At 61.2% G+C, this 25520-nt stretch carries 20 protein-coding genes and 1 pseudogene; 6 read left to right on the forward strand and 15 right to left on the reverse strand.

The annotated features are described in order from the left end of the window. Positions 1-610: 610 nt before the first annotated feature. The 13 genes from pqqE to ugpC form a co-directional block, all read right to left on the reverse strand. Entirely contained in the window at positions 611-1729 is a 1119-nt protein-coding gene (gene pqqE, locus X743_RS145290) for a pyrroloquinoline quinone biosynthesis protein PqqE (protein ID WP_023767865.1), read from the reverse strand. After that, positions 1726-2022: a pyrroloquinoline quinone biosynthesis peptide chaperone PqqD gene (gene pqqD, locus X743_RS145285; protein ID WP_023767866.1), complete on the reverse strand. Its 297-nt coding sequence runs from the start codon at positions 2020-2022 to the stop codon at positions 1726-1728. The genes pqqE and pqqD overlap by 4 nt, the downstream gene beginning before the upstream one ends. Then, entirely contained in the window at positions 2019-2777 is a 759-nt protein-coding gene (gene pqqC / locus X743_RS145280) for a pyrroloquinoline-quinone synthase PqqC (protein WP_023767867.1), read from the reverse strand. Before pqqC ends, pqqD begins: the two co-directional genes overlap by 4 nt. Then, entirely contained in the window at positions 2774-3712 is a 939-nt protein-coding gene (gene pqqB, locus X743_RS145275) for a pyrroloquinoline quinone biosynthesis protein PqqB (protein WP_031258230.1), read from the reverse strand. The genes pqqC and pqqB overlap by 4 nt, the downstream gene beginning before the upstream one ends. 1152 nt (positions 3713-4864) lie before the next feature. Then, positions 4865-7006, reverse strand: coding sequence for a beta-galactosidase (locus X743_RS145270; RefSeq protein ID WP_023767869.1), 2142 nt, complete (start codon positions 7004-7006; stop codon positions 4865-4867). A gap of 24 nt (positions 7007-7030) precedes the next feature. Then, on the reverse strand, positions 7031-7930 hold the full coding sequence (locus X743_RS145265; protein WP_023767870.1) for a carbohydrate ABC transporter permease: 900 nt from the start codon (positions 7928-7930) through the stop codon (positions 7031-7033). Continuing rightward, on the reverse strand, positions 7930-8850 hold the full coding sequence (locus tag X743_RS145260; protein WP_032923369.1) for a sugar ABC transporter permease: 921 nt from the start codon (positions 8848-8850) through the stop codon (positions 7930-7932). Before X743_RS145260 ends, X743_RS145265 begins: the two co-directional genes overlap by 1 nt. Positions 8851-8927: 77 nt before the next feature. Next, complete coding sequence (locus X743_RS145255; protein WP_023767872.1) at positions 8928-10238, reverse strand: extracellular solute-binding protein; 1311 nt, start codon at positions 10236-10238, stop codon at positions 8928-8930. Between the two features lie 110 nt (positions 10239-10348). After that, complete coding sequence (locus X743_RS145250; RefSeq protein WP_084555604.1) at positions 10349-11533, reverse strand: ROK family transcriptional regulator; 1185 nt, start codon at positions 11531-11533, stop codon at positions 10349-10351. 475 nt (positions 11534-12008) lie between these two features. Continuing rightward, entirely contained in the window at positions 12009-12902 is an 894-nt protein-coding gene (locus X743_RS145245; RefSeq protein WP_023767874.1) for a carbohydrate ABC transporter permease, read from the reverse strand. Position 12903: 1 nt separating this feature from the next. Continuing rightward, entirely contained in the window at positions 12904-13842 is a 939-nt protein-coding gene (locus X743_RS145240) for a sugar ABC transporter permease (RefSeq protein WP_031258236.1), read from the reverse strand. A gap of 94 nt (positions 13843-13936) precedes the next feature. Further along, a complete protein-coding gene (locus X743_RS145235) occupies positions 13937-15262 on the reverse strand; it encodes an ABC transporter substrate-binding protein (RefSeq protein WP_031258238.1) in 1326 nt (441 codons plus the stop codon). Positions 15263-15300: 38 nt separating this feature from the next. Beyond that, positions 15301-16380 (reverse strand): sn-glycerol-3-phosphate ABC transporter ATP-binding protein UgpC, encoded by a 1080-nt coding sequence (gene ugpC / locus X743_RS145230; RefSeq protein ID WP_023767877.1) that lies wholly within the window; start codon positions 16378-16380, stop codon positions 15301-15303. 502 nt (positions 16381-16882) lie between these two features. Here ugpC and X743_RS145225 point away from each other — a divergent pair. From X743_RS145225 to X743_RS145215, 4 genes and pseudogenes are all read left to right on the forward strand, one after another. Then, positions 16883-17983: a tartrate dehydrogenase gene (locus X743_RS145225; protein ID WP_031258240.1), complete on the forward strand. Its 1101-nt coding sequence runs from the start codon at positions 16883-16885 to the stop codon at positions 17981-17983. Between the two features lie 229 nt (positions 17984-18212). Beyond that, positions 18213-18602 (forward strand): MbcA/ParS/Xre antitoxin family protein, encoded by a 390-nt coding sequence (locus tag X743_RS145220; protein WP_031258242.1) that lies wholly within the window; start codon positions 18213-18215, stop codon positions 18600-18602. After that, positions 18599-19117, forward strand: a complete 519-nt coding sequence (locus tag X743_RS0136760) for an RES family NAD+ phosphorylase (protein ID WP_031258243.1) — start codon at positions 18599-18601, stop codon at positions 19115-19117. Before X743_RS145220 ends, X743_RS0136760 begins: the two co-directional genes overlap by 4 nt. Positions 19118-19476: 359 nt before the next feature. Beyond that, positions 19477-19755 (forward strand): annotated as a pseudogene (locus X743_RS145215) (transglutaminase-like cysteine peptidase); the annotation flags it as partial. A 139-nt stretch (positions 19756-19894) separates the two neighbouring features. Here X743_RS145215 and lgt read toward each other — a convergent pair. Next, positions 19895-20755 (reverse strand): prolipoprotein diacylglyceryl transferase, encoded by an 861-nt coding sequence (lgt, locus tag X743_RS145210; RefSeq protein ID WP_023767882.1) that lies wholly within the window; start codon positions 20753-20755, stop codon positions 19895-19897. A gap of 390 nt (positions 20756-21145) precedes the next feature. On the opposite strand from lgt, the gene X743_RS1000000169955 reads away from it, so the two are divergent. Together X743_RS1000000169955 and X743_RS145205 are read left to right on the forward strand one after the other, a co-directional pair. Then, entirely contained in the window at positions 21146-21991 is an 846-nt protein-coding gene (locus X743_RS1000000169955) for a signal peptidase II (RefSeq protein ID WP_156934497.1), read from the forward strand. 820 nt (positions 21992-22811) lie between these two features. Further along, the gene (locus X743_RS145205; protein ID WP_245264297.1) at positions 22812-24965 is read left to right on the forward strand and encodes an EAL domain-containing protein; all 2154 of its coding nucleotides are present in this window, start codon (positions 22812-22814) and stop codon (positions 24963-24965) included. On the opposite strand, the gene X743_RS1000000172945 is transcribed toward X743_RS145205, so the two are convergent. Further along, positions 24879-25391, reverse strand: coding sequence for a hypothetical protein (locus X743_RS1000000172945; protein WP_198028488.1), 513 nt, complete (start codon positions 25389-25391; stop codon positions 24879-24881). The two genes, X743_RS145205 and X743_RS1000000172945, sit on opposite strands and share 87 nt — an antisense overlap. Positions 25392-25520: the final 129 nt, after the last annotated feature.

Raw genomic sequence — 25520 nt, forward strand, 5'->3', positions numbered from 1 at the left:
AAAAAGTTTGTAACCGACCATTCCGCCGGCTGCGGCGAGTAAATCCTGAAAGGGATTGGGCGGAGCTGAATCAGAAAACGGTCGCTGGGTCGGGCCGTTTCGCTGACCGGACGCACATGTCGCGACGACCGTAGCTACGCACAGTTCAAACCGCGGCCAGTCAGCAGAGTTTGGGCTGCTGTTGGCCGCTCTGGCTTTAAAGGGGCCGCCCAACGTCTTCGTTGCAGTCGATGTTGCCTCAAACCGAAGCCCAAAACGTGTTCCATTTGCCGGCACAATTGACAAAGCGTTTTGTCTGGACCCGCTTGGAACAACCACACGACCGCGTCGTTCGGTTCTCGATGGAACAGCTTCGTTCAGATTTCGCGGCCATGCTCCAGCCCGGCTACTGGATTGCTCTGGGGTTGCTGGTCGTGCCGTACGGGGTCGGCGTGTTCTTTCTCGTAAGGACCTGCCATTGCCTCTGATCGCTCGAGCAACCTGCAGTCTGGCGGATCGGGGTTAACCGTCCGCTTTCGGCAGGCGAACTGACGCAGTGTTTATTGGCACGGGCATGATCCGGCAGTTCGGCTCCAGCTTTGGCCCGGCTCGCGATTCAGCGTAAAATGGTTCAGGCGACGTCGGCCACGCCTATTCGCCGATAGATGAAGGCTTCCTCCGCGGCAGCAGTTTCCGCTGCGCGGCCTGTTCCGGCGATAAGCATGGCCATTCGCTCGTGAATCGGCGACTTGATGCAGGCCGGATCCGCAGCTGCGGCGTCACCGGCAATCGCCATCGCCTGACACCTACAGCCGCCCCAGTCGACGTCGCGGCGCTCGCAGCTTCGACACGGCTCCTGCATCCACCCGCTGCCGCGGAAGGCATTGAAGGCCGCTGAATCGGCCCAGATTTCTGCAAGCGTGCGCTCTCCGAAACGCTCGAAGCGTAGCGAAGGAATCGTCTGCGCGGCATGGCACGGCAGCACGGTGCCGTCCGGCGCCACCATGAAGGCGTCTCGCGCCCACCCGCCCATGCATGGCTTGGGATAGATGGCGAAATAATCCGTCGGGACGAAATCGATGTTGATAACGCCGGCAAGCCGCTCCTGCGCCGCCGCGACGATCTCCGCCTGTCGGTCGACGGCGGCACGTTCGGGCATTAGCGAACTGCGATTGGCCAGCGCCCAGCCGGCATACTGGACGTTGGCGATCTCGAGCCGCTCGGCGCCCAATGAAAGAGCCATATCGATGAATTCCGGCACTTCCTCGATGTTGTGACGATGGACCGGCGCGTTGATTGTGAGCGGCAGGCCGGCCGCGCGGGCGCGGCGTGCCGTCTCCAGCTTTTTTTCATGGCTACCCCGGTGGTTGCCGATAAGGTCGGTAGTCGCCGGCCGGGCACCCTGAAAGCTCAGTTGTAGGTGGTCGAGCCCGGCTTCGGCAAAAGCCTCGATGCGGCCCTCGGCAAGGCCGACGCCGGCAGTTATAAGGTTGGTGTACACGCCGCGCGCCGAAAGTCCGGCGATCAGTTGCTCGAGATCGCGTCGAAGCGTCGGCTCGCCCCCGGAAAGGTGCACCTGGAGGACGCCGAGATCGGCGGTCTGCGAGAAGAGATCGAGCCAAGTCTGCGTATCAAGCTCGCGGTTTGCCTTCAGCAGTTCAAGCGGATTGGAGCAATGAGGGCACTGCAGCGGGCAGCGATGTGTCAATTCCGCAAGCATTCCGATCGGAGGCAGGAGGGACTCGCTCATAGCTTCACCAGCAACTTGTCCGACCATTCCTGCAGGAAGGCGATGACGTCGGCCGCCACGGCCTCCTCCTCGGCGTCATATTCGGCGGCAAGATCGGCGATGATGTGGCCGACCGTGGACTGACCATTGCAGCGACGCAATATCTCAAGGCTGATCTCGTTCGGCCAGAACACCTTCTCCGGCGAAAGCACGGCGAAGCCCTGCCGCACGGAATCGTATTGTATGCGCACGTGCCTCGGCAGCGATGGCGCCGATCGCAGCGACACCACGGCTCTTTCGCGCTGCGCCATCATCTGGCCGCCCCCGGGCGGAAGGCGCCTGGCGGTAGGTTTCCCGGCTCGCCATAGGCATGTTGAAGCGCATCGAGCATGGCCCAGAGTATGTCGCATTTGAACACCAGCGCATCAATCGCCTGCTGCTGGCGCTCCGCCGTGTCGGCATGCTCGAGGACGTAGGCGAGGGCGAAGTCGGCATCGCGCGATGCCTGTTCTGGCCGCCGGCTGAAATAGGCCACCGTGTCCTCGGTGATGTAATCGTATCTGGCCAGCATCGCCGACACCCGCTCGCCAATGATGGTCGGCGAGAACATCTCCGTCAGCGAGGAGGCGACCGCCTCGAGCAGCGTGCGGTTCGTGCAGAAAGAAAGATAGGCGCCGACGGCGAAGCGGGTCGCCGGCAGCGCCAGCCTTTCGCTCCTAACGGTTTCTGTATCGAGCCCGAGCGAGGTGGCTAAATACAGCCAACGCGCGATGCCGCCGCTCCAGCCGTCCTCGCCGTCGTGGTCCTCGATCCGCTTGCGCCAGGCGGCGCGAAACGCCGGGTCCTCGGCATGAGCCAGGATCATGGCGTCCTTGCGCGGAATGACGGCCTGATAACAGTATCGGTTCAGCGCCCAGGCCTGCATTTCCCACTTCGACAGGGCGCCACTGGTCATCCTGTGATGGAACGGATGATGGATGTGATAGCGCTCGGCACCGACCTGCCGCAGCACGGCCTCGAGTTCGCTCTTGGACAGGCCACCTCTGGTCGCGTTGCGGAAATCGCTCAAAATTCCATCTCCATCCCGTCGTAGGCGACTTCCCAGCCAGCCGCTGTGACTGCCGCGTGTTCGGCGGAATTCTCATCGAGGACAGGATTGGTGTTGTTGATATGGACGAAGATCCGGCGGCCGATCTTCACATCGGCGAGACCGGCGATCGAACCTGCTACCCCAGACATTGCTATGTGCCCCATCCGCGTACCGGTTTTCTGGCCGACGCCAGCAGTGATCATCTCGTCGTCTGTGTAGACGGTGCCGTCGAACAGTAAGCAGGCGGCATCGGCCAGGTGCTCGCGCAAGGCGGCATCAACGCGCGCGCAGCCCGGGATGTAGACGATGGCGCCGCGACTGCCGGCCCCGGTGATCCGGACTCCGATCGTGTCGCAGGCGTCTGAGCTGTAATCGGCGTCTGGATGGGCTCTGTCCTCGAGATAGAGCGCGATCTTCCCGGGCACGGGAAAGCTCTCGACGACCATGGCGGTCTCATGGCCGTGGGCGTCGCAGAGCACAACTTGCTCTTCGGCCGCTAGGAGACGCCGCGGCACGATCGCCGGATCGAGAACGTTGAAAATCGAATTCGCCTCCAGCGTCGCCAGCACCTCTGCGGTCGCATAGACAGCGAAAGGCTGTCGTTCGCGCAGGCTGAGTAGGCCGGCGATATGGTCGACATCGGCATTGGTCAGCACCACCGCCCGGATTGGAGTCGAGCGCAGCGGTGCGTCGGCTGCGGGTTGCAGTTCGGCCGTTTGTGCAATCTGCTGGCGAATGTCCGGGGAGGCGTTGAAGAGAACCCAGTCAACCCCATTCACTGATGCGGCAAGGCTTGATTGGGTTCGCGACCGCACGCCGGCCATCGCGGCGCGAGCCACACGGCTCAGGTGATAGTTGCAGTTCCACTGCGGAAAGCCGCCCCCCGCCGCAGACCCGATGATCTTCACGCGCATGGCGATGCCTGCTCCGCAGTCCATTTGACCGGCAGCCAGTTCTCCGCGACAAACGGTTTCCTGTCCGCGTTTTCCGCGCGATAGCCTGTCGCGAAGTCCTCACACGGCACGGAGGCGCATGCACCTGTTGAGAGGAACCTGCACGTTTGCTGCTTATTTCCTGGGCGGGATTTCAGCCGGCAGATACCGCGAAATTTCGAAGCCCGCTGCAACCTGGCACATGGTCGGCTTCTTCCAGTTCTTTTTCATTGCTCTCTCCTGTTGAGCGGCTTCTGCTCGCGCCTTGGTATAACCAGCCACAGGCCGGCTTGGTTCCTTGCACGAACCGGGAAAGGTCGATCTCGGAGGAGGGGCGGACAAGGCAATCAGCTTTGCCTTACGCCCATCCTGGGTGTTGTTGCCGTCCATCTGACGAGGCTGTCGGATGAAAAGCGATGAAGAGCGCGCAATTCCGGGATATGGTCAAAGGACGCGGATGGTGGCGAATTTGGCCGCGCCTTACACGCCGAAGGCGCGCCAGCGTCCTTGCTGCTATCGATGCCTCGGGCACCTGGCGGACGCCAAACCCCGTCGGCGCCGGAGACATAGCGGCTGAAGGCGAAGCGGAATTCGCCGACCAATCGCCTATGGCATTCATTTTTGGCCGCGACCGCGGCGTCTATGCTGGCCGGACCACGCTGGTTGCGGGTTCAGGCTTGCTTCCAGACGAATTCTTCAGTCGCCAATCGGTGGCCAGACGACACGGAACAATACGGGAAGACTTCTGATCTTGGCCCGCGAAAAACCCAATAAAGCCAATCATCCGGATACGTCCTCCGGGCCAACTATTGCTAAATATTTGATTTTGTTTCATAAGTGCCGCGTCTTGTCCAGAAACGTACACCTAAAACGTACACCTGGAGCGGGCGATGTATCTATGGCGCGAAGACTCGGGATTCTTCTTCCAGATGCGGATCCCTGCCGGGCAAGTCGTACACCTTGGTGCCCTTTGCGCATATGGCTTGGAGCACTGAGAACGCGTGAGGCGCAGCGTCGGACCACGGCGCTCGCCGTGATAGCATTCGAAGGATTGAATGCAGGCATGGACAGGGAGACGCTGACACGCAGCCTGAAGGCCTTGGCGTTGGAGCTTGAAGGACTTCGACAACATCCCTAGTCGAGTTCGATGATGCTGCAGCCATAGGCCGGGAGCGACCGCTTACCGCCGCGTACTTTGCCATCGCCGAGCAAATCCTTGCCAGCGGGGACATTGCCGATGCTTGCCGGCTCGCCCAGCGTGTTGAGGATGAACAGCAGGCGGCGGTCCTTGCTCTCGCGGATTGTCGCTTCGACGCCGGCCGGCATGTCGGCGATGAGCGGCACGATACCGGCGTGCGACAGCACCTGATCGGCCAGCACCTCGACCAGAGCATCGCTGAGGTACGTGCCGAGGTAGATCACGTTGCCCTTGCCGACTTTGCGCGAAGTCATTGCGGCGTGGCCCTCGGCGAAGCGGCTGGCCCAGCTGCCGATAACCTCCGTGCCGGGCGCGACGTTAAGCAGCTCATAAAGATGCGCCGCCGTCACCTGCGCATTCCCGATCTTGAGCTCGTATTGGCGGCTCGCCGACGTCGCCGGCAGCTTCTTGCGCACCGTGTTGGCGCCGAAGCGGCCGCCATGCTCGAACAGGCCCTCGCCGCCGATCGGCGTCAGCAACCCGAACTCCTCGACCGTGATCCCGGCCAGCGCCGAGAGCGTCTTGCCCGGCGAGGTGTCGCGGATGACGTGGTTGTTAACGTCGCGTGATCCGGTGCGGCCGCCCAGGATTACCGTTCCGCCCGCCTTAGCGAAGGCCTCGACCCGCGCCGTCCATGCATCGGTCCATTTCAGCCAATGCGGCACGTAGAGCGCCTTGAGCTTGCTGAGATCATCCTCGGGATGGATGAAGCCGCAGGCGATGTTGTGGCGGTAGCAATAGCGATGCAGCAGCGTCGCATCGTCCTGCGGGCTCGGCATGCCGATGGGGCAGGAGCGGTGCATCTCCTGATTGTCGAAATCTGATCCGGCGATGCCCAAATCCATGCGCACATGCGTGCCGAGGATCTTGTCCTTGAGCGCCGTGACCTCTCCCGCAAACTGCTTGGCCTTGTCATAGCGCCGCCGCGGGATGTCGTCGTGATCGATGATGCCCATCCAATAGATCTCGGCGCCGAAATGCGCCGGCCGCCAGCGGAAGAACATCACGCCATCGGCGCCGCGCGCCACTGACGTATAGGCCATGCGGCGCATCTCGCCGGGTTCGGGCGTCAGCGTCGAGAAGTTCGGCTGCGCACCGAAGCCCGATTGCTGCTCTGGCACGATGAAGTTGCCGGTGAAGCCGCGGCAGATGTCGAGACGCAGCGCCTGCGCCTCGCCGACGCTGCCGACCCGCTGCATCTCGTCATCGAGATGCGGGTAGATGTCGAAGCCGAGAAAATCGAGATCGGTCGAGAACTCGCCGCGGAAGTCGATGTCATCGATCCGCCCCAGATTGTGGAAGACGAACCAGTCTGGATTGGTGGCGCGCAGGATCAGCACCTGATCGTGCTGGAACCGCGCCGTGACGAAGGCGAGGAAGCGGTGATAGTCGACCACATGGGTCGGCCCGACCGGCGCAGGGGCGTAGTCGAGCGGCAGCACCACTTGATCGAAATCGTCGTAGGCTGTGGCCCAGAAATGCCCGCCCCACGCATCGTTGAGCGCGGCGATGGTCTTGTATTTGTCCTTGAGGAAGGCCTGGAACTCGGCCAGGGCCACCGGACCGTAGGACAGCGATCCAGAGGTATTGAACTCATTGTCCGTTTGCCAGCCGATGATGTGTGAATTGCCGCGATAATGCTCGGCCATTGCTTTAGTGATGCGCTTCGAATGCTCGCGGAACACGCCGCTCGCAAGATTGGCGTGCTGGCGCGAGCCATGGCTCATGGCGCGGCCATTGGCATCGACGCGCAAGACTTCGGGATAATGCGCCGTCAGCCAGCGCGGCGGCGTCGCCGTCGGCGTGCACATGATGGTCTTGATGCCAGCCTTGCCCAGAACATCTACGGCGCGGTCGAACAAATCGAAGTCGAACGTCCCCTCATGCGGCTCGATAATATGCCAGGCGAATTCCGCAAGTCGCACCGCGTTGAAGCCCGCGAATGCCATGCGGTCGGCGTCGCGCTGCCAATAGCTCTCATCGACATGCTCCGGGTAATGCGGGGTACCGACGAGGAAAGTGTCGGTGGCGATCGGCCGCCAGACAGAGAGCGGCGCGGATTTCAAGGCAGTCGTCATAGTCGGAAAACTCCAGGAGATACTCTATTTGATGGCGCCGGCGGTGAGGCCGCCCTGCCAGAACCGCTGCAGCAGCAGGAACACCACGATGACCGGGATGATACTGACCAGCGCGCCGGTGATGATGATTGAGAACAGCACCTGTCCGCCGCCACCGCCCTGCTGCGCGAGCTGATACCAGCTCGCAAGGCCCACCGTGATCGGCTGATACTCCGGCGAGCGCAGCACGATCAGCGGCAGAAAGTAATTGTTCCAGGTCCCGACGAACGAGAGCAGCGCCACGGTTACCATGCCCGGCGCCACCAGCCGCAGCACGATGGCACGGAAGATCACGAACTCGCTGGCGCCATCGAGACGCGCTGCGTCGAGCAGTTCGTCGTCGACGCCCTGCTCGATATAGACGCGCATCAGATAGACTCCGATCGGCGAGATCATCGAGGGCAGGATCACGCCCAGCGGATTGTCGCTGAGACCCGACAGCGCCAGCAGCAGGAAGATCGGCACGACGAGGGCCGTCTGCGGGACAAACACCGCGCCCAGCACGAGCCCAAAGGTCAGATTTCGCCCGCGGAACTTGAACTTGGCGAACGCGTAGCCTGCCGCGGTAGAAAAGATCGCGGCACCGAGCCCGGCGACGGTCGAATAGAGCACGCTGTTGAACATCCAGCGCGAGAAGATGCCATTGTCGCGGCTGAACAGATCGCTCAAATTCTGCCAGAGGTTGAACTCGGTGCCGAAGCCGAAGCCGAACGTGGTGAACAGGTCGCCGTTCGTCTTCGTTGCCGATAGCACCAGATAGACCAGCGGCGCGAAGCTATAGACGAGGAACAGTGACAGCAGCAGCGTGAGGACGATCCGCGAGCGCTGCCGTTCGCCGGGCAGGCGCCTGGCAGCTTCGAAAGTGGCGTCGGTGGTCGCAGTCATCATTGCTCCGGCCGACGGCGGTTGGTGATCAGGGTGAAGATGTAGGAGGCACCGGCGATCACGACGCCAAGCACGAACGAGACGGCGGCCGCATAGCCATACTGCTGGTTCTGAGTCGCCAGCGAATAGGCATAGAGGTTCGGCGTGTAGCTCGAATTGATGGTGTTACTGGCGAGCGAGCGCATCAAATACGGCTCATTGAACAGCTGCAGTGTGCCGTTGATCGAAAAGATGATGGTGAGCAGGATCGCCGGCCACAGCAGCGGCAGCTGGATCAGCCGCGCAAATTGCCAGGGCGAGGCGCCATCGATCCGCGCGGCCTCGGCGAGGTCCGAAGGGATCGCCTTCAGCGCGGCGTAGTAGATCACCATATTGTAGCCGACATATTCCCACGTCACCATGTTGGCCAATGAGAAGATCATCACGCCCGGCGACAGGAAGTCCGGCGGCGGCAGGTTGAACGCCTTGGCCATCTGCGTGAACGGGCCGAAGTTGGGGCCGTAGAGATAACCCCAGACGATCGTCGCGATCACGCTCGGCACGGCGTAGGGGAGAAAGAAGCCGAGCCGGAAGACGCCCTTGCCATAGACCTGGCCACGATCGAGCACAATGGCGAACAACAGCGCCAGGCCCAGCATGATCGGCACCTGCACGACGCCGAACAGAACGAGGTTCCACACGCCGCCCCAGAATTTGGCGTCGCCCGTGACCTTGATGTAGCTGGCTGCACCCGCGAATTGCCGTCCGCCCACCAGCGTGTCGCGGTAGAGGCTCATATAGAACGCATAGACCAGCGGCGCGACGATGAAGGCGATAAACAGCAGCACGAAGGGCGCCAGGAACAGATAGGGCGTGAGCTTTCGTAACGTAAAACCGCCCGATCGCGTTGGGCGCATCGCTGCGGCTGGCCAATTCGACATTGCCATGGTCCCCCGTCCGGCAAGATGAAGAGGCCGGGCGCGCCGGTCAAGCGCGCCCGGCGGTTGCCCGGGAGGAGTTAGCCGACGGTGAAGCCTTGTTCCTTCGCGTAGGTGACCACGGCGTCCTGGATGCGGTCGAACGCATCCGACAGCGTGCCCTTGCCGCCGATCGAGGCGCCGAATTCATCGGACATCGACTGGTAGAGGAAGTCCTGGAACGGGCTCCACTCAAACGGCGCCACGGCATTCGCCGATTTGGCGAACACTTTGTTCACCGCTTGGCCGCCGAAGAAATCCGGCTTGGCGTTCGCCCATTCCGGATCCGACAGCAGCGCGCGGGTACAGGGAAAGAAGTTTTGCTTGGTGGTGTAGAGCTTTGTGGCTTCGGGATTAATGTTCAGCCAGATCGCGACTTCGGCGGCCTCGGGCAGATGCTGGGTCGTTTTCATCACGGCCAGCGCTGAGCCACCCCAAGCGCCAGTCGCGAACTTGCTCGCGTCCCACTGCGGCAGATCGGCGGCACGCCACTTGCCCACGCTGGTCTTGGCGACCGAGGTCAGGAACAGCGGACCCCAGCCGGCAGCGAGCCAGGTGGCATAGCGGCCCGAGTCGAGGCCGGTGTACCACTCATTGTTGAAGCCCGGCTTGGTCTCGATGACACCCGCGGTAATAAGGTCCTGCCAATAGGCGGCGAAGTCCTTAGCAATCTTGTCGTTGATGTTGATCGCGAGCTTGTCGCCATCGCGGCTGACCGGCTTCCAGCCCATCGGCCACAACAGACCCAGGACCCAGTCGGCATTGGCTCCGAACGGCGCGTCGGTGATGAACACATTCGGATCGGCCGCATGGATCTTCTTGCCCGCATCGGCAAACTCGGCCCAGGTGGTGGGCGGCGTGATCCCATGCTTGTCGAAGATGTCCTTGTGATAGAGCATCGCCATCGGACCGTAATCCTGCGGCATGCCGTTGACCACATCGCCCTTGGCGACCTGCGTCCACAAGCCTTCGGGGAACTCGCCCTTATGGGCATTGGCGTACGCGCCGATGTCGGCGAAGGCGTCGACCTGGCGGAAGGTCTCGAGGAGCTGGTATTCGATCTGGACGACGTCGGGCAGGCCGCTGCCCGCCTTCAGGCCGGCACGGACCGCCTGATATTCTGGGTTCCCTTGGCCGGCATTCACGAGTTCGACCTGGATGCCCGGATGCGCGGCGTTGAACATGTCGACCTGAAGCTTGAGATCCGGCACCCACGACCACAGCACCACCTTGACGGGATCGGCAGCGCGAACTGCCGTCGGCAGGGCTGCTACCGCAACGCTCGCACCCGCAACTTTCAAGAAGTCACGACGCTGCATCGTCCGCCCCAGCGGATTGAAAATCTTCGTCATTGAAGTCCTCCCACGAAAGATACGCTCCCGCACGATGCAAGCCACGTTTTTCTTTCAGTTAGAAACTTAATGCCGACATACAGTCGCTGTCAATTGCGATCGATTGATCTTCAGTCGGCCATCACGAGGCTGTCGGCAGGGTTGAGGGTCGTCGCATCGAGCACCAGGCGCACCGCTCCAAGCACGACGTCGCGGTGCCCCAGCGCGCCGATCACGAGGCGCGGCGGGTCATACACATTGCCCTTGAGGCGGTGCCGCAGCACATCGAGCACCAGATCACCGCCGCCGACGACCCGGCCCGCCAGTACGATGATTTCGGGGTTCATAAAGGCAGCAACGCTGCCCACCGCCATCGTCGCATAGTCGAGCAGTTCGGTCACGACTGGCGCGATTTTGCCCGCCTGCCGGTCGGTGACGGCAGCCAGGGTGAGCTTCCCCGCCGCATATTGCGTGTTGGCCTCTTCGAGCATCTTGGTCGCCTCCTCGGGGATGCCGAAAAAGCGCAGCGATTGCTTGTCGCCCAGATGTTCGAACGGCCGCCCGGTGAGGAGGGGGTCATCGAGATACCAGCCGAGCTCGCCCGCCGCATGCGAGTGCCCGCCATAGAGCTTGCCGTCGATCACGACGCCCGCGCCGGCGCCGGGCCCGATCGAGAGGCTCACGACGCTGTCGGCGCCACGCCCGGCCCCGAATCCCCATTCGCCCACGGCGGCGAGGTTGCGCCCGTTCTCGACGACGATGGGCATCTGAAAATGTTCGCTGAGCCGCGCCCGCAATGGCATGTCGCGCCAGCCGAGCCCGAGCGTCAGCACCACTTCGCCCTCCGGCTGCCTAACGATAGAGGGCAGGCCAATGCCGATGCCGCGAATGGTCTGGCCGCGCGGGCGGGGGGCCGCCATCAGTCGGCGGATCAGGCCGACCAGATTCTCGAAATTGTGCTCGCCAGCATCGTTGGCGGTCTCGTGCATTTCGGTCTGCACGACACCCTCGAGATTGGCCACGGCGCCATAGAACTCGCCCTTGCCGGCCTCGATGCCGATGATCGCATGCGCCGCGCCGCGGAACTTGATACGCGCCCGCGGCCGGCCCCGGACATTGGCCTCGTCAAACCCGTCATACGCCACCAAATCCTCGGCAATCAGATCCTCGATCACCCGCATCACCGTAGGGATGCTGATGTTCAGTCGCTGGGCGAGGCTCGATGGTGATGCCACTCCTTCGGTGCGGATCAAATCCACCACCGCCGAACGATTGAGTCGGCGTAACAGGCTAGACGTCGTGGACTGGCGCTTCATTCATGGACCAGTTGCAAAGGCCGGCGGACCGGCAACGAGCGTCGGCATAGACCAGAACCGTCCCAGAGTCCGCCTTTTTCTGATGACGCCGAACGTCAGTGTCGCTCCGCAGTGAAAGCTACCGCGGTAGCCCGTTCGATGACTACGGCGATCCGTTCCGTGCGCGCCCGAGCCCTCCGGAGTCACTGCGCTTACTCGTGCAAATAACTGACTCCGGTTGCTTCAATCGGTTACGAGCTCGTCCGCCTTTGGCGCGGAACCAACAAGGACCGTTTTTGGCGCAAAGCGGCGCGCACTACGCTCGACGTAAAGGTCGGCTTTCTTGCCAGTCATCTTGAAAGCTGCCAGGCCGTTAACGCCGCCAATGCGGCCGCGCTCGTAGCGCTATCGTCAAATAGAAGCTTCTCGATCTCCAAGCGACGTTTCATTGCTCGCCTCCCGTGGCTAATCTGCCAACGGCGTTCGTCGCACGGCGTTATTCCTTTACCGCGCCGGTCATTGAGGAAACGTAGTGCTCGACAAAGAATGAGTAGAGCACCACCACTGGCAACGACCCGATCAGCGCGCCTGCCATCAGCGCGCCCCACTCATAGACGTCGGAGCGAACCAGCTCGGTGAGCACGCCGACTGGCACCGTCTTCTTTTCCGACGATTGAATGAAGGTCAACGCGTAGATGAACTCGTTCCAGGATAGCGTGAAAGCGAAGATGCCGGCGGAAATCAGGCCAGGGACTGACAGCGGCAGCACGATCTTGGTGAGGATCTGCCAGCGGCTCGCCCCGTCGATGAGAGCACATTCTTCAAGTTCGAACGGGATCGAGCGGAAATAGCCCATCAGCAGCCAGGTGCAGAAGGGGACGAGGAACGTGGGGTAGGTGAGGATCAGCGCGAACGGGGTGTCATAGAGGCCGAGGTTGAACACCATCAGCGATAGCGGGATGAATAGAATCGAAGGCGGCACAAGATAGGCCAGGAACACTGCAAGGCCGACCTGCCGCGCGCCCGAGAATCTCAGGCGTTCGATCGCATAGGCCGCCAGCACCGCTGCCAACAGTGACAGGAAAGTGGCGGCGGTCGAGATGATGATCGTGTTGAGCAGCCAACCAGGATAGGAGGTCTCGAACAGCAGATAACGTATGTGCTGCAATGTCGGGTGAACAACCCAGAACGGGTTGTAGTTCACGTAGTCGGTCATCTCGGCATTCGGCTTGATTGCCGTGATGGTCATCCAGTAGAAGGGAAACAGGAGCACGATCATAAACACCAGAAGCGGCAGATAGACCGTCACAACCCGGCGGGGCAGGCTTTGCAAATAGCCCATGCCGCCATCGTCGGTCTCGATGCGTTCCGCTTGCCTGATCGTGGCCATATCAGTCTCCGCCGCCTTGCTGCCATTTGCGCCGTTGCAAGCCGAAATAGCTGAACAGGATCGCCGCCAGCAGGAAGGGGATCATGGCGACGGCGATTGCCGCACCTTCGCCGAGTTGGCCTCCGGAAATGCCGCGCTGGAACGATAATGTCGCCATCAAATGAGTGGCGTTTACCGGGCCGCCACGAGTGAGCACATAGATCAGTTGGAAGTCGGTGAAGGTGAACAGCACTGAGAAGGTCATGGTGATGGCAATGATCGGCGTCAGCAGCGGCAGGGTCACGTAGCGGAACAACTGCGACCGACTGGCGCCGTCGAGGGTGGCGGCCTCGTATAGCGATTGCGGGATGGTCTGCAGACCCGCCAGCAGAGTGATGGCGACGAATGGAATGCCGCGCCACACGTTGGCGGCAATAACCGACGCGCGCGCATTGGTCGGGTCGCCGAGGAAGTTGATGCGATGATCAATCAGTCCCATCTGCTGCAGCGCCCATGACAGGATCGAGAACTGCGAATCGTAGATCCACCAGAAAGCGATCGCCGAAAGCACCGTCGGCACCACCCAGGGCAAAAGCACCACTGCACGAAAGAAGGACTTGAAGCGAATGTTCTCGTTGAGGATGAGCGCCAGCCAGAGCCCGAGCGCAAATTTCAGGATCGAAGCGCTGACCGTATAGAGCAGCGTGTTGAAGACCGAGAGCCAAAAGATGCTGTCGCTCCACAGATACTCATAGTTCTCAATACCTACGAAGATGCCAGGGCGACCGATGCGCGCATCGGTGAAACCGAGCCAGACGCCAAGCCCCAGCGGGTAGGTCAGGAAGACCAGCAGCAGCGCCGCCGCCGGCAGCATGAAGCCGAAGCCCAGGACATTTCGGCTTTCGGCCAGACGCGACAGGATTGATGGGCGCGGCCGAACCGCAGCGGACGTCACGGCCATGGCCGGCTCCTCACGAGGTCTGGTTGCATGGCGACGCAAGCCGCCGTCCGAAACCGAACCGGGCAACATGGTCCGCCGCCCGGTTCAGCTGTGGTCAAACGCGATAATAACGGTTGGCCCGCTTTTCCGCCTCTTCCATCGCTTCCTGCGGCGTGGCCTGGCCTGTCACGGCCTTGGCGAACATGTCGACCAGAACATAGTCGGCCATGGTGGCCGCCGAGGCGTAGCCGAGCGGCCCGGCATAGCCGTTGGGACGCAGCGTCTCGGAGGCTTTCGCATATGCCGCATTGTTCGGGTCAGCCTTCCAGACCGGATTGTTGGCGAAGGCTTTGAGCGTCTGGCAACAGTAGCATGCCGAGGAGGTGATCCAGTCCGACATTTGCGGATCCTCGAACATGAACTGCAGATAGGCTTTGGCCGCGTTGGGGTAGGGCGTGTAGTTGAAAATGACGGCCGTGGTCACCTGGAACAGCTCGACGGATTTCCCGACCGGACCGATCGGCATGTTGGTCGTGCGCATGTCCTTGGCAATGTCGGTCAGCTTCGGATCATTGTCCTTGTTGACCTTGGCGGTGTTGTAGACGGAAATCCCGTTGGCGATGACGCTCACTTCGCCGGCGAGGAAGGCCCGGTTGTTGTTGACGTCGAGCCAGCTTTCGGTGCCGGGGATGAAGGTCTTGTAGAGCTCCTGCGCATACTGGATCGCCTTGAGCGTCTCGGGGCTGTTGATCGTGACCTTGCCTTTCTCGTCGACCATCTGGCCGCCATGGCTCCACAGCAGCCAATGCGCATAATTGTTGCCGTCGCCGACGCCGTGACCGTGGGTAAAGCCGGCCGGATGACCTTTGGCCTTGAGCGCCTTGCAGAGCTCGAGGAAGCCGGCCGTGTCCTTCGGAAACTCCGAGAAACCGGCCTCCTTCACCCAGCTTTCCCGGTAGACGATGGCGTTGCCGATGGTGGCCAGAGGCAGGCCCACGAACTTGCCCTCGCGTGTCGCATATTGTTTTGGCCCCTCATACCAGCCGCCATATTTGTTGCCGAGATAATCGCCCAGTTCCGTAACATCGAGCAGCTTGTCGGGGTACTGGTGCGGATCATCGAACCAGACGAACATCAGGTCCGGACCCGAGCCGACATTGGCGGCGACCGCAGCCTTGGGGCGAATGTCTTCCCAACTCTCCTTGTCGACGCGGACCTCCACCCCCGTCGCTTCCGTGAACCGTTTGGTGTTTTTCAGCCACTGGTCCTCGTCGCCCTGCACGAAAGGCGACCAGCGCAGCAGTCTGAGCTTCGCGCCATCCTCCGGTTTGTACGTCAAAGCCTCCTTGGCGAAGGCCGGAGAGCCGACGAACCGGCTCCCCAACGCGCCGGCGGCGGCGCCGGCCGTCGTGCGGATCACGTCGCGTCTGGTGAATCTCATGCTCGTTTCCTCCTGTGTTTTCCTCGTTGCGTGTTGCCCTACTGCTGCGGGAGGCTCATGCGCTTGCCGGTTTCGCCGTGAAAGAGATGAACGAGACCAGGCTCGACCGACAGCCGGATGGTTTCTCCCGGCGCGAAGGAATGGCGTTCCCGAAAATTGGCGACCACATCCTCGCCTCCCGCGGTCCGGCCTATGATCTGTACTTCCGAGCCGGTTGGCTCGATCACCACCACGGTGACCGCAATGCCATTGTCGCCGAGCCGCAAATGCTCTGGCCGTATCCCCAGCACGACGGGTTCGCCATTGCCAATGGAGAACGGGCCGGCCAAAGGCACCGAAATCCCTCCCGCGCCCTGAAAACGCGGCGTGCCTTCGGTCAGGATTGTTCCCTTGAGCATATTCATGGCGGGAGAGCCGATGAAGCTTGCCACGAACAGGTTGTTCGGGCGGTCGTAGAGCTCCAGCGGCGACCCGATTTGCTCGACCATACCGTCGTGCATGACCACAATCTTGTCGGCCATGGTCATGGCCTCGATCTGGTCGTGCGTGACATACACCGTCGTGGTCTTCAGCCGCTGGTGCAACTCCTTGATCTCGGCGCGCATTTGCACCCTGAGCTTGGCATCGAGATTGCTGAGCGGCTCATCAAACAGGAATACCTGCGGATTGCGCACGATCGCGCGGCCCATGGCGACGCGTTGACGTTGGCCTCCAGAAAGCTGCCGCGGATACCGTGACAGAAGCGGGACCAGCCCAAGGATTTCGGCTGCCCGACCGACGCCTGCATCGCTCTCCGCCTTCGGAACACCCTTGAGCATGAGCGAGAACGCCATGTTCTCCGCAACCGTCATGTGCGGGTAGAGCGCGTAATTCTGAAAGACCATGGCCACGTCGCGTTCCTTAGGAGCAACGTCATTGACGATCCGGCTGCCAATCGAGATATGGCCCCGCGAAATCTTTTCCAGACCGGCAATCATCCGCAGAAGCGTCGATTTCCCGCAGCCGGAGGGTCCGACGAGCGTGACGAACTCGCCGTCTTCAATATCGACGCTGACGCCATGCAGGACCTCAGTGGCCCCGAAGGATTTGTAGACATCGCCAATCGCGACAGCCGCCATCGAACTCCTCCCGATGGTCCCTGCGAAAACGTCGCTGGGAGCCGTTGTATCAGGCGTGGCTTGAAACGGATGCCGGCAGTGCGGCGATCCACCACTTGCGTCGGCGACGTCTGCCTCCAGTTCCCCCAGGTCACGCGACTCTGAAACGGTAGCGCTACCAAATCCGCCTGTAAAGCGGGCATGCAGGAACCGCAGAACAGCGGGTCTATAGTCCAAATCCGTGGCCGAAGGGCGCCATCTTGGAACTCGGCTGCGGCCAAGTTGGTGGAAGGCGACCGGCCCGCTGGAGTATCGTCAAATCCTTGCGCGGCGATTGAAGCAGCTGATGACGGATGGAGCGGCCATTGCCGTGGCATCGCCATCCGCCTCGCTGATCAGGGCAAGACCACTGTTGCCGCTCTCGCGTGGCAAGAGACGCGGACTGACGATATACCTGACCGCCAACTCCGAACCAATGACTAAATTAGCGCCAAGGTCGCTGCCGCTGAGAAGGAAACTGAAAATGTCCTTGCATAGGATCGCGGTGATCGGTGGCGACGGAATCGGCCCCGAGGTGGTTGAGGCCGGCGTCGAGGTGCTGGAGACCTTGGCTGCCGCGGAATTCGGTCTTGCCTTCGAGTTCAAGCGCTTCGATTGGGGCTCGGACTATTATCGCCGCAATGGCCGCATGATGCCGCAGGATGGGCTTGCTCGGCTTGAGAATTTCGACGCGATCTATTTCGGCGCGGTCGGCGACCCGGAGCTCCCCGACGACATCACGCTGTGGGGCTTGCGCCTGGCGATCTGCCAGGGGTTTGACCAGTATGCGAATGTGCGGCCAACACGCCTTCTGCCCGGGTTGACAGGCCCGCTGCGGCCCGACCTCGGCCAACAGATCGACTGGGTGATCGTACGCGAGAACAGCGAAGGCGAATACGCGGGGGTTGGCGGTCGCGCCCATCGTGGATTGCCCATCGAAGTCGGCATGGACGTTGCTGTCTTCACCCGCGCCGGTATTGAGCGTATCGCACGTTTTGCCTGCGATCTTGCCTTGTCGCGCCCTCGCAAGCTGCTGACCGTCGTAACCAAATCGAACGCACAGCGCCATGGCATGGTGCTCTGGGACGAAGTCGTGCGCGAAGTGGTCCGCGGCTACCCAGGGCTGACCGTTGACTGGATGCTGGTCGACGCCATGACGCAAAGAATGGTCAACAGGCCCGGCAGCATCGACACTGTGCTGGCGACCAACCTGCACGCCGACATCCTGTCTGATCTGGCGTCGGCGCTTGGGGGTTCGCTGGGAATCGGATCAACCGCGAACATTGAACCGTCGCGCAACCGTCCGTCGATGTTTGAGCCGATCCATGGCTCGGCGTTCGACATCACCGGCAAAGGCATCGCCAATCCGCTTGGATCGTTCTGGACGGCAAGCCTGATGCTCGACCATCTCGGCGAGCACGCCGCGGCGCGGCGCCTAATGGTAGCGATTGAAACCGTCACCGGCCGGGGGGAGCATCTCAGTCCGGATCTTGGGGGGATGGCCCCCACCGCCGAGGTCACCGCTGCAGTGATTGCCGCGCTGTCAGGTCTAAACAGCACGAGTTCATCTCCGCCGGTCGGATAGACAGTCACGGTTGCTCGCTTGCAAGTCGCATGACCAGATTCCCTGTATAAGGTGCTTGGGGTTGCTGACTGTCGGCCGTGGCTTGCGAGATGCGGTCCCAAGCAGGCGCGTGGAGCACCAGTGCGAGACTGTGAGCTTGAATTGGCTCAGACCTGGGCTTGAAAGCCGTCGAAGACTGCCATATCTTTTGCCCAAGAAATCTGACTCTCACTGTGGCAGGATGAATTCTGTGGCCCAGGCACTCAAGATCCCCGAACAGAACGGACCTCTCATCCTGTCCTATATGGACCGGAACGGGAAGATTGCGATCGGACAAGTCGCGGATGGTTTTGGCATGTCCAAGAGCCAGTTGGCCCAAACCGCTGGTCTTGCTCGCGAGACCCTTTATCGGTCAGAGCGCAGCGCTGCGGTAAAAACACAGGGGCGTCTGCGGGAGATGCTCGAGATTATCAGTCGCGTGACGGATTGGGCGGGCGGCAAGGAGCAGGCGATGGCCTGGTATCGGGCTCAGCCGCTTCCAGCATTCGGCGGACGCACGGCTGAGGCGCTGGTGAAGGACGGCAAGGCCGTTGCGGTTCGTGATTATCTCGATCACATGGCCGTTGGTGGCTTTGCGTGAAGTTTGTCGGAACCTGCTATCGGGCGCACGATCCACGTTGGGCATTCAAACCGACTTCCGGTGAAGGAGCAGCGATCCGAGGGGCCCGATTCAATCCCAAAGGTGTGCCGGCGCTCTATCTGGCGTTGAGCCTGATGACAGCCATCAAGGAAGCCAACCAGGGCTTCGCGCAGCGAATCGATCCCTGTGTGCTGTGTTCGTATGAGGTCGACTGCGACGACATCGCGGATCTGACAACGAAAGAGACGAGGGGAGAATTTTCTGTCGCGCTCGAAGACATGGCCTGCGCCTGGGCGACGGCGCTTAGCGACGGGGAGCGTCCGGCGTCCTGGTCCGTCTACGACCGGCTGCGGCCTCGAAATGTTGCCGGCATCGTTGTCCCAAGTTTCGCGGCGAGCGCCGAGATGGAAGATCGCAATCTGGTCCTTTGGGACTGGGGGCCGGATCTGCCGCACAAGATAGCTGTATTCGACCCGAGCGGTCGGTTGCCCAAGGACCAGCTATCCTGGCGGTAACGCGCTTTCGCTCCTCCGAACGGCAGGGGAGGGGTCTTTCGCCCTGCAGGTCTGATGGTTTGGTGACANAGACCAGCTATCCTGGCGGTAACGCGCTTTCGCTCCTCCGAACGGCAGGGGAGGGGTCTTTCGCCCTGCAGGTCTGATGGTTTGGTAAGATTGACACAAAAGCAATCGCGTCTGCGCCTCGCCAACTCAAATCTCGGGTAGCTCAGAACCTCCATTCCCGGAATCAAAGCAGCCAGGCAGGTAGGCAGCTAAAGCGCTGCGGGCGAGCGCGCTAGCAGAACCTCTCAGCGATGCACGTTGCAACGGCGGCAACGACCCACAACTAATCGGGTTCTGCCACAGCCTTCGGCGAGGATTATGCGCTGGAGAAGCGTCGCGAGTTGATGAGCCAGGGTGTTCCGGCCGGAGATCTGCTGATGACGGTGGCGCGCCGGTCGAACGGCGATGGCCACGCGGTGCTCACCATGCGCACCAACCTCGGCGATTTCATCCTCGACAATCTGGAATCCAGGGTGCTCGTCAGGACCGACACCGACAACACTTACCTGAAGCGCCAATCTGACGAGAATTCAGGCGTTTGGGTGACGATCGACGAGGGCCGTGAAGACGCGGTCGCCAGCGTCCATTAGAGCGCAAGGATAACGAGAGCAAATTGGTACCGAACGGGCGTCAGTCCGCCATCTCGGAACAACCGTCACTTTGCGTCTTGTTGTCCCAGGTCGGCCCCTATCATACCGATTAGGTCGACGATGGGGGTCTTCAGCCGCGTCATGTCGCCTGCGGCTCTGCTTGCGTCACCGGCTTGGCGGTTGCCATCGCCCAGATCCCGGCCAGCACCATCGGCGTCGACAGGATCATGCCCATAGTCAGCCAATTGGTGCCGAGGAGGTAGCCGAGCTGCTGGTCGGGTTCACGGAAGAACTCGACGAAGATGCGCGACAGGCCATAGCCGCAGATGAAGGCGCCGCCGACGAAGCGCGGCGTCTTCAGCTTGAGGCGTGAATGGGTGAGGATGCGCAGCACGAGGAACAGCACGACGCCTTCGAGCAGGGCCTCGTAGAGCTGGCTGGGATGGCGGGCAAACGGCCCGCCATTGGGGAATTCGATTGCCCAGGGCACGTCCGTCGGCCGGCCCCAGAGCTCGGAATTGATGAAGTTGGCGACGCGCACCAGGCCAAGGCCGACCGGCACGCCGGCGGCCACGACATCGAACAGCGACCAGGTGCGGATGCCGCGCTTGATGGAAAACAACGTCATGGCGAGGATGACGCCGAGCAGGCCACCATGGAAGGACATGCCGCCTTGCCAGACGGCGAAGATATCGAGCGGGTGGGCAATGTAGCGCGCCAGATCGTAGAACAGGACGTAGCCGGTGCGGCCGCCAAGCACAACGCCGATGGCCGCCCAGACGATGAAGTCGTCGAGGTCCTCCGGCTTCATCGGCAGCACGCCGTTCGGCCACAGCTTCGGGTTGGCGGCGAGCCGTTTGGCATACCACCAGGCGAACAGGATGCCGACGATGTAGCCGACGCCGTACCAGTGCACCGCCAGCGGCCCGACCTGGATGAGGATCGGGTTGATGTTGGGGAAAGGCAGCGAGGCCAGCGGCAGCAGGAAATATTCGTTCAACGGGGAGCTCTCGGTTGCGAACGCGTTTGGGCGCGGACCATGCGGCAGGGTTTTGACAGGGTCAAGGCAACCCTATCCCCCATGCCTGCATTTGGCGCCGTCTATTCACGCGAGCAGGCTGCAGAGCCAAATTGATGCGGCATCGTTGACGATCCCAAAGAACTGCCACGCGAGGCGTCAACGTTACCGGCGATGTGGCTGAACTTATAATTGAATCAGCAATACGATTGGGCCAGCCCGGGTTGCCGCCGCGGTCATTCGAATGATCTGGCGGACAAACCTCACTACGATCTTGATGTTCGTCCATGTGCGAGCGCGCCATGATCGCGGCTGGTTTCTGTTCCAACCCATATACATGTCATGGGTCGGCTTGCTACCTGAGAGCAGAGTTTGAAAAACGAAACCAAGGGAAGTGCGGCCGCGAGGTGGTTTCATTCAACCAAGGCTGTGGCGGCAATCGTCTTCGTCGCAGCGTTGATGCTCGACTTGGGGACAAAGATGTGGGTACGCGCGTCGCTTCCATCCCCCGACGGGCTCGACCCATTGCCGTTTTTGGCGCTGCGCCCGCGGTACAACGAGGGCACGACGTTCGGCCTGCTGTCAGGTGGCACCACAACAGATCTCATGGTTTTGGTGACGGTAACCGTGCTTGCTATCCTTGGTCTTTGGTGGTGGGTCGCGCGTGCCAAAGGGCCACAGGTCATCATTGGCGCTGGTCTCATGGCAGCGGGTGCGCTCGGTAATCTCGTCGATAGGCTCACCATAGGGATGGTGACGGATTTTATAGGTCTGCACGTAGGCGGCTGGTATTCCGTCATCTTCAATATGGCCGACATTTGGGTGGTCTCGGTTCAATGCTGGTGTTCTTTGGCTCACGTGAGAGACGCAAGGAGGGTTCCGGGGAAGCATGAACCGGGAGCAAATCTGCATTCAGACCGCGCGACAGGTGTGAGAAAGAATTGTCTCGAACAGCGTAAATTGGTGGGCTGCCACGTTCTCCCTTGCAACATTCGCCGAATCTTAAGCGTCGTCTGCGAGCACCTCGGGAAAGCGTCCTCATTTGGAGCCGTTCCATTGTCCGATCTTCAACATCGAAAGCTGGGCTCGAACGGCCTCGAAGATCGTTCGTTCGGCCGTTTTGGCCGGGCGTGGTCCCATATTAGTCGGCATGGCGTGCTTGAGCCAATAAGGCTCGTCCATCGGCATGGGCTCGGCGCAAGCCTTGGCTTTGTTTAGCGCAACATCAGGCACTCGCCGACCGTCTCGCCCGGAAATGGGATCGCCGCCACGGCGTCGATACGGCCGGCTCGATCCAGCTCGACGCCCTTAGTGTCGTCGGCCCGCACCGCGCCAAGGGCAATGAAGCCGTCTGCACCTCGCCCAGAACCGCTGCGTCGAGCGGTGCTGTGCAGTGAGAGTCCCGAAAGCGGTGGGGGTCGATTTGGTTTGCAATCACCCCTCCAGCTTTCTTGCGTTCCGCTGCAGCGTCTTCCAACACTGCTGGTCTCCTCGATCAGGTCGCGATCGTGTCGAAGAGGAGTCCTGCTGCTTGGCGCGGTACTGATTTCATAGGCTGCCCTATCGCAAACCCCTGTTGCGAGTCCGGATATTCCACTGTGTCCCTGTCACGGGTCACGGCTGGCTGGTGCCCCTTTAACGCCAAGAACCTCGCTGGCCCACTAATGTTCCCGCGCTTAATCAACCCATCGCTGATCGAAGAAACAGTGGCGCCCGCCCGTCATATTCGCGTGTAGGATGTAGGTCGCCAATTTCCTGAAACGCTCGGGGCAGCAGCAGAGGTCGGAGTATTGGAGGGCAATACCGCTTGGCTTGCTGGACACGTTTAGTGCCCTTCCTGGCTCGATCTCTTCGCGCGGGGCCATCACCTGGGCAGGTCACCTATCATCGAGTTTAACGGCACAGTTGCTCACTGCAAGCCGTCCTTGGCGGGGGCGCTTTTAACGATCCAGAAGTTTTCCTGGCGTACAGCAGGTTCATGAAACCGCTACGGCATTTTGGCGAACCAACCCGCCGTCTCTTCCTCTTGAGAACGGCTTTGCCCATCACCGTGGTGACGCTGATAGTTGCGATCGTCACTGCGGGACTTTTGCTGTGGTCGGCTATCCAGACTGACCGTGTTGCCGTGTCGCGGCAAAAAAGCCTGGTTGCGCTGATCGTATCCAACCTGGAGAGCGGAGTAGCGCATGACCAGGAGAGCGTCACGGTTTGGGACGATGCGGTCAATGCGCTGCGGAGCCGCGACGCAAAATGGATCGACACCAATCTCGGCAGCTGGATGCACACTTACTTTGGCCACGACCAGGTCTACATTCTCGACGCCAATGACGCGCCAGTCTACGCATTCGTCGACGGCTCTATTGTCGCTTCCTCCAGCTACCGTTCCGCAAGTCCTATGACAGCGCCTCTTGTCCTTAATCTTAGGGCAAGGTTGAAACGTGAGGACACCGACGGAGTGACGGAGCAGGTGCTCACGATAGGTGCTTCCGACATGGCCGTCATCTCGGGCCACCCCGCCATTGTGAGTGTAAAGCCGGTCGTTTCCGACAGTGGCCACATCGCGCAAATACCAGGGGAGGAGTTCCTGCACGTCGCGATTCGATATCTCGATGGCAGTCTGCTTACCTTGCTGCGCCAGGATTATCTGCTCGAGGGTGCGCGTTTCTCCTGGGTCAACAAGCTCGCCTCGGCAGAGGCATCTTATCCCCTCGTCGACCGATCCGGCTCGACCATCGGCTTCTTCGTCTGGCAGCCATACCGGCCCGGGACCTTCGTTCTCTTTCAACTGGTTCCAATTCTGGTCGCCTTGTGCGGGCTGGTTCTGGGCGGTGTCATTGTAGCTCTCAGAGCGTTGCGCAGGCGAACTTTGAAGCTAATTGAATCGGAAGATCGAATCTTTCAACTCGCCCACAACGATCTGCTTACCGCGCTGCCCAATCGCGGGCAATTCAACGACCGTTTGGCCGACGCGCTGTCGCGGCTGCCCTCGACGGGCGAGCAACTGGCAGTTCTTTACCTCGACCTCGACAGGTTCAAGCAGGTTAATGATACCCTCGGTCACCCCGCTGGCGATGAGCTGCTTAGGGAGTTTGCAGACCGGTTGAGGCGGCTAACCACCGAGGCAGACACGGTCGCGCGCCTGGGTGGCGACGAATTCATCATCATCAAGCGTTCGGTCGCAGGCGAAGATGAGGTCAGGACGTTATGCGAACATTTGCTCGAGTCCGCGCGCCGTCCATTTCAGGTCGCCGGAGCTCAGGTCTTTGTAGGGGTGAGTGTTGGCGCAGCGTTCGCTCCAAGGGACGGATTGGAGTGGATAGAGCTGGTGCGTAAAGCCGACGTCGCACTATATCACGCCAAGGCTCGCGGCCGCAGCAGCTATGCATTCTTCGCAACCGAGATGGACCAAACCCTGGCAATGCGCAAGGGTCTCGAACAGGACCTGCGCAGTGCTTTGCAAGCGCCCGGCCAGATTCAGGTCTACTACCAGCCGCTATACACCGCAGACACAAACCGGATGGCAGGTGTTGAAGCGCTTGCCCGCTGGTCGCATGCGGAGCGTGGTTGGGTTGCGCCCGACTTGTTCGTACCGTTGGCCGAAGAAATGGGACTGGTTGAACAATTGGGCGAACTGGTTCTCCGCCAGGCGTGTCTGGATGCGGTACACTGGCCAATCGAGACATTGGCGGTGAACGTGTCGGCGTTGCAGTTGAACAATCCGAGCTTTGCCATGAAGGTCACGAGCATCCTGCTGGAGACCCAGATGGACCCTCGACGGCTTGAACTCGAGGTCACCGAAAGCACGCTGTCTCAGCACCGAACTGAATGCCAGCAGAACGTCGAAGCGTTGCGCAGCATCGGCGTGCGCTTTGCTCTTGATGATTTTGGGACGGGGTTCTCCTCACTTGGACGCCTGCAGACCCTGGAAGTCGACCGGATCAAGATCGACCGAAGCTTTGTGCAGGGCTTTGGTCACTCAAATGGAGACGAGGCTATTGTTCAGGCGATAATTGACCTGGCCCGCGCCACTGGCCTCAGCACCACGGCGGAAGGTGTGGAGACGGACAGCCAATGCGATTTTCTGCGCAAACTCGGCTGTGACCAGCTACAGGGATTCTTGCTGTCCAGGCCCGTGCCCAAGCAAGAGATCGAGAATCTCATAACGGGCGCAACAAGGCGCGCTTCCGCCTGAGGCCGCCGAATGCGGGTTCGGGTGGCCCTTAACGGGCTTGTGGCAGGCGATGCGGTTCTGGCACTCGGTCAAAATCGGCCAGCACATTTCCTGGCCGAGAGGAGCTGAGCACACGTCGCCCAGAACCTCCACTTTGTGGTTGCGCCTGCCTCCCATGCCGTTTTCCATAGAAACGTTGCCGCGTTGCTTGTCACTCACTCTGTTGATGTTCCAATCTCCGGGCTGCCGGTACGACGGATAGCTCGCGAGCACCGTCTCCAGGCGAGCCAGGCGGGCCTTTTGGGCGTTCAGCTCATAGCCGGAACGCCATGCGCTTCTCCCGGGTCGTGCGTCTCTGCATTGATCGATTTGAAGCAGCGAAATGCTGAGGCGGACCGCGTCGATCTCTTTGACGAGCGCGGCCATCACCGGTTTGCGACTATGCATGGCCATACTTCCTGTACGAGGGTGGCGCAAAACGTCAAGCAAGAGGAAATGTTCCCTGGCCGCGTGTGGCGGCGGAATTTGCCTGGCATCTGGCCTTTGCCGGGCCGCGAACATCGTGCACGTCGCACC

Origin of the sequence: Mesorhizobium sp. LNHC232B00, from assembly GCF_000502435.1 — a bacterium.
GTDB classification, from domain to species: Bacteria; Pseudomonadota; Alphaproteobacteria; order Rhizobiales; family Rhizobiaceae; genus Mesorhizobium; species Mesorhizobium opportunistum.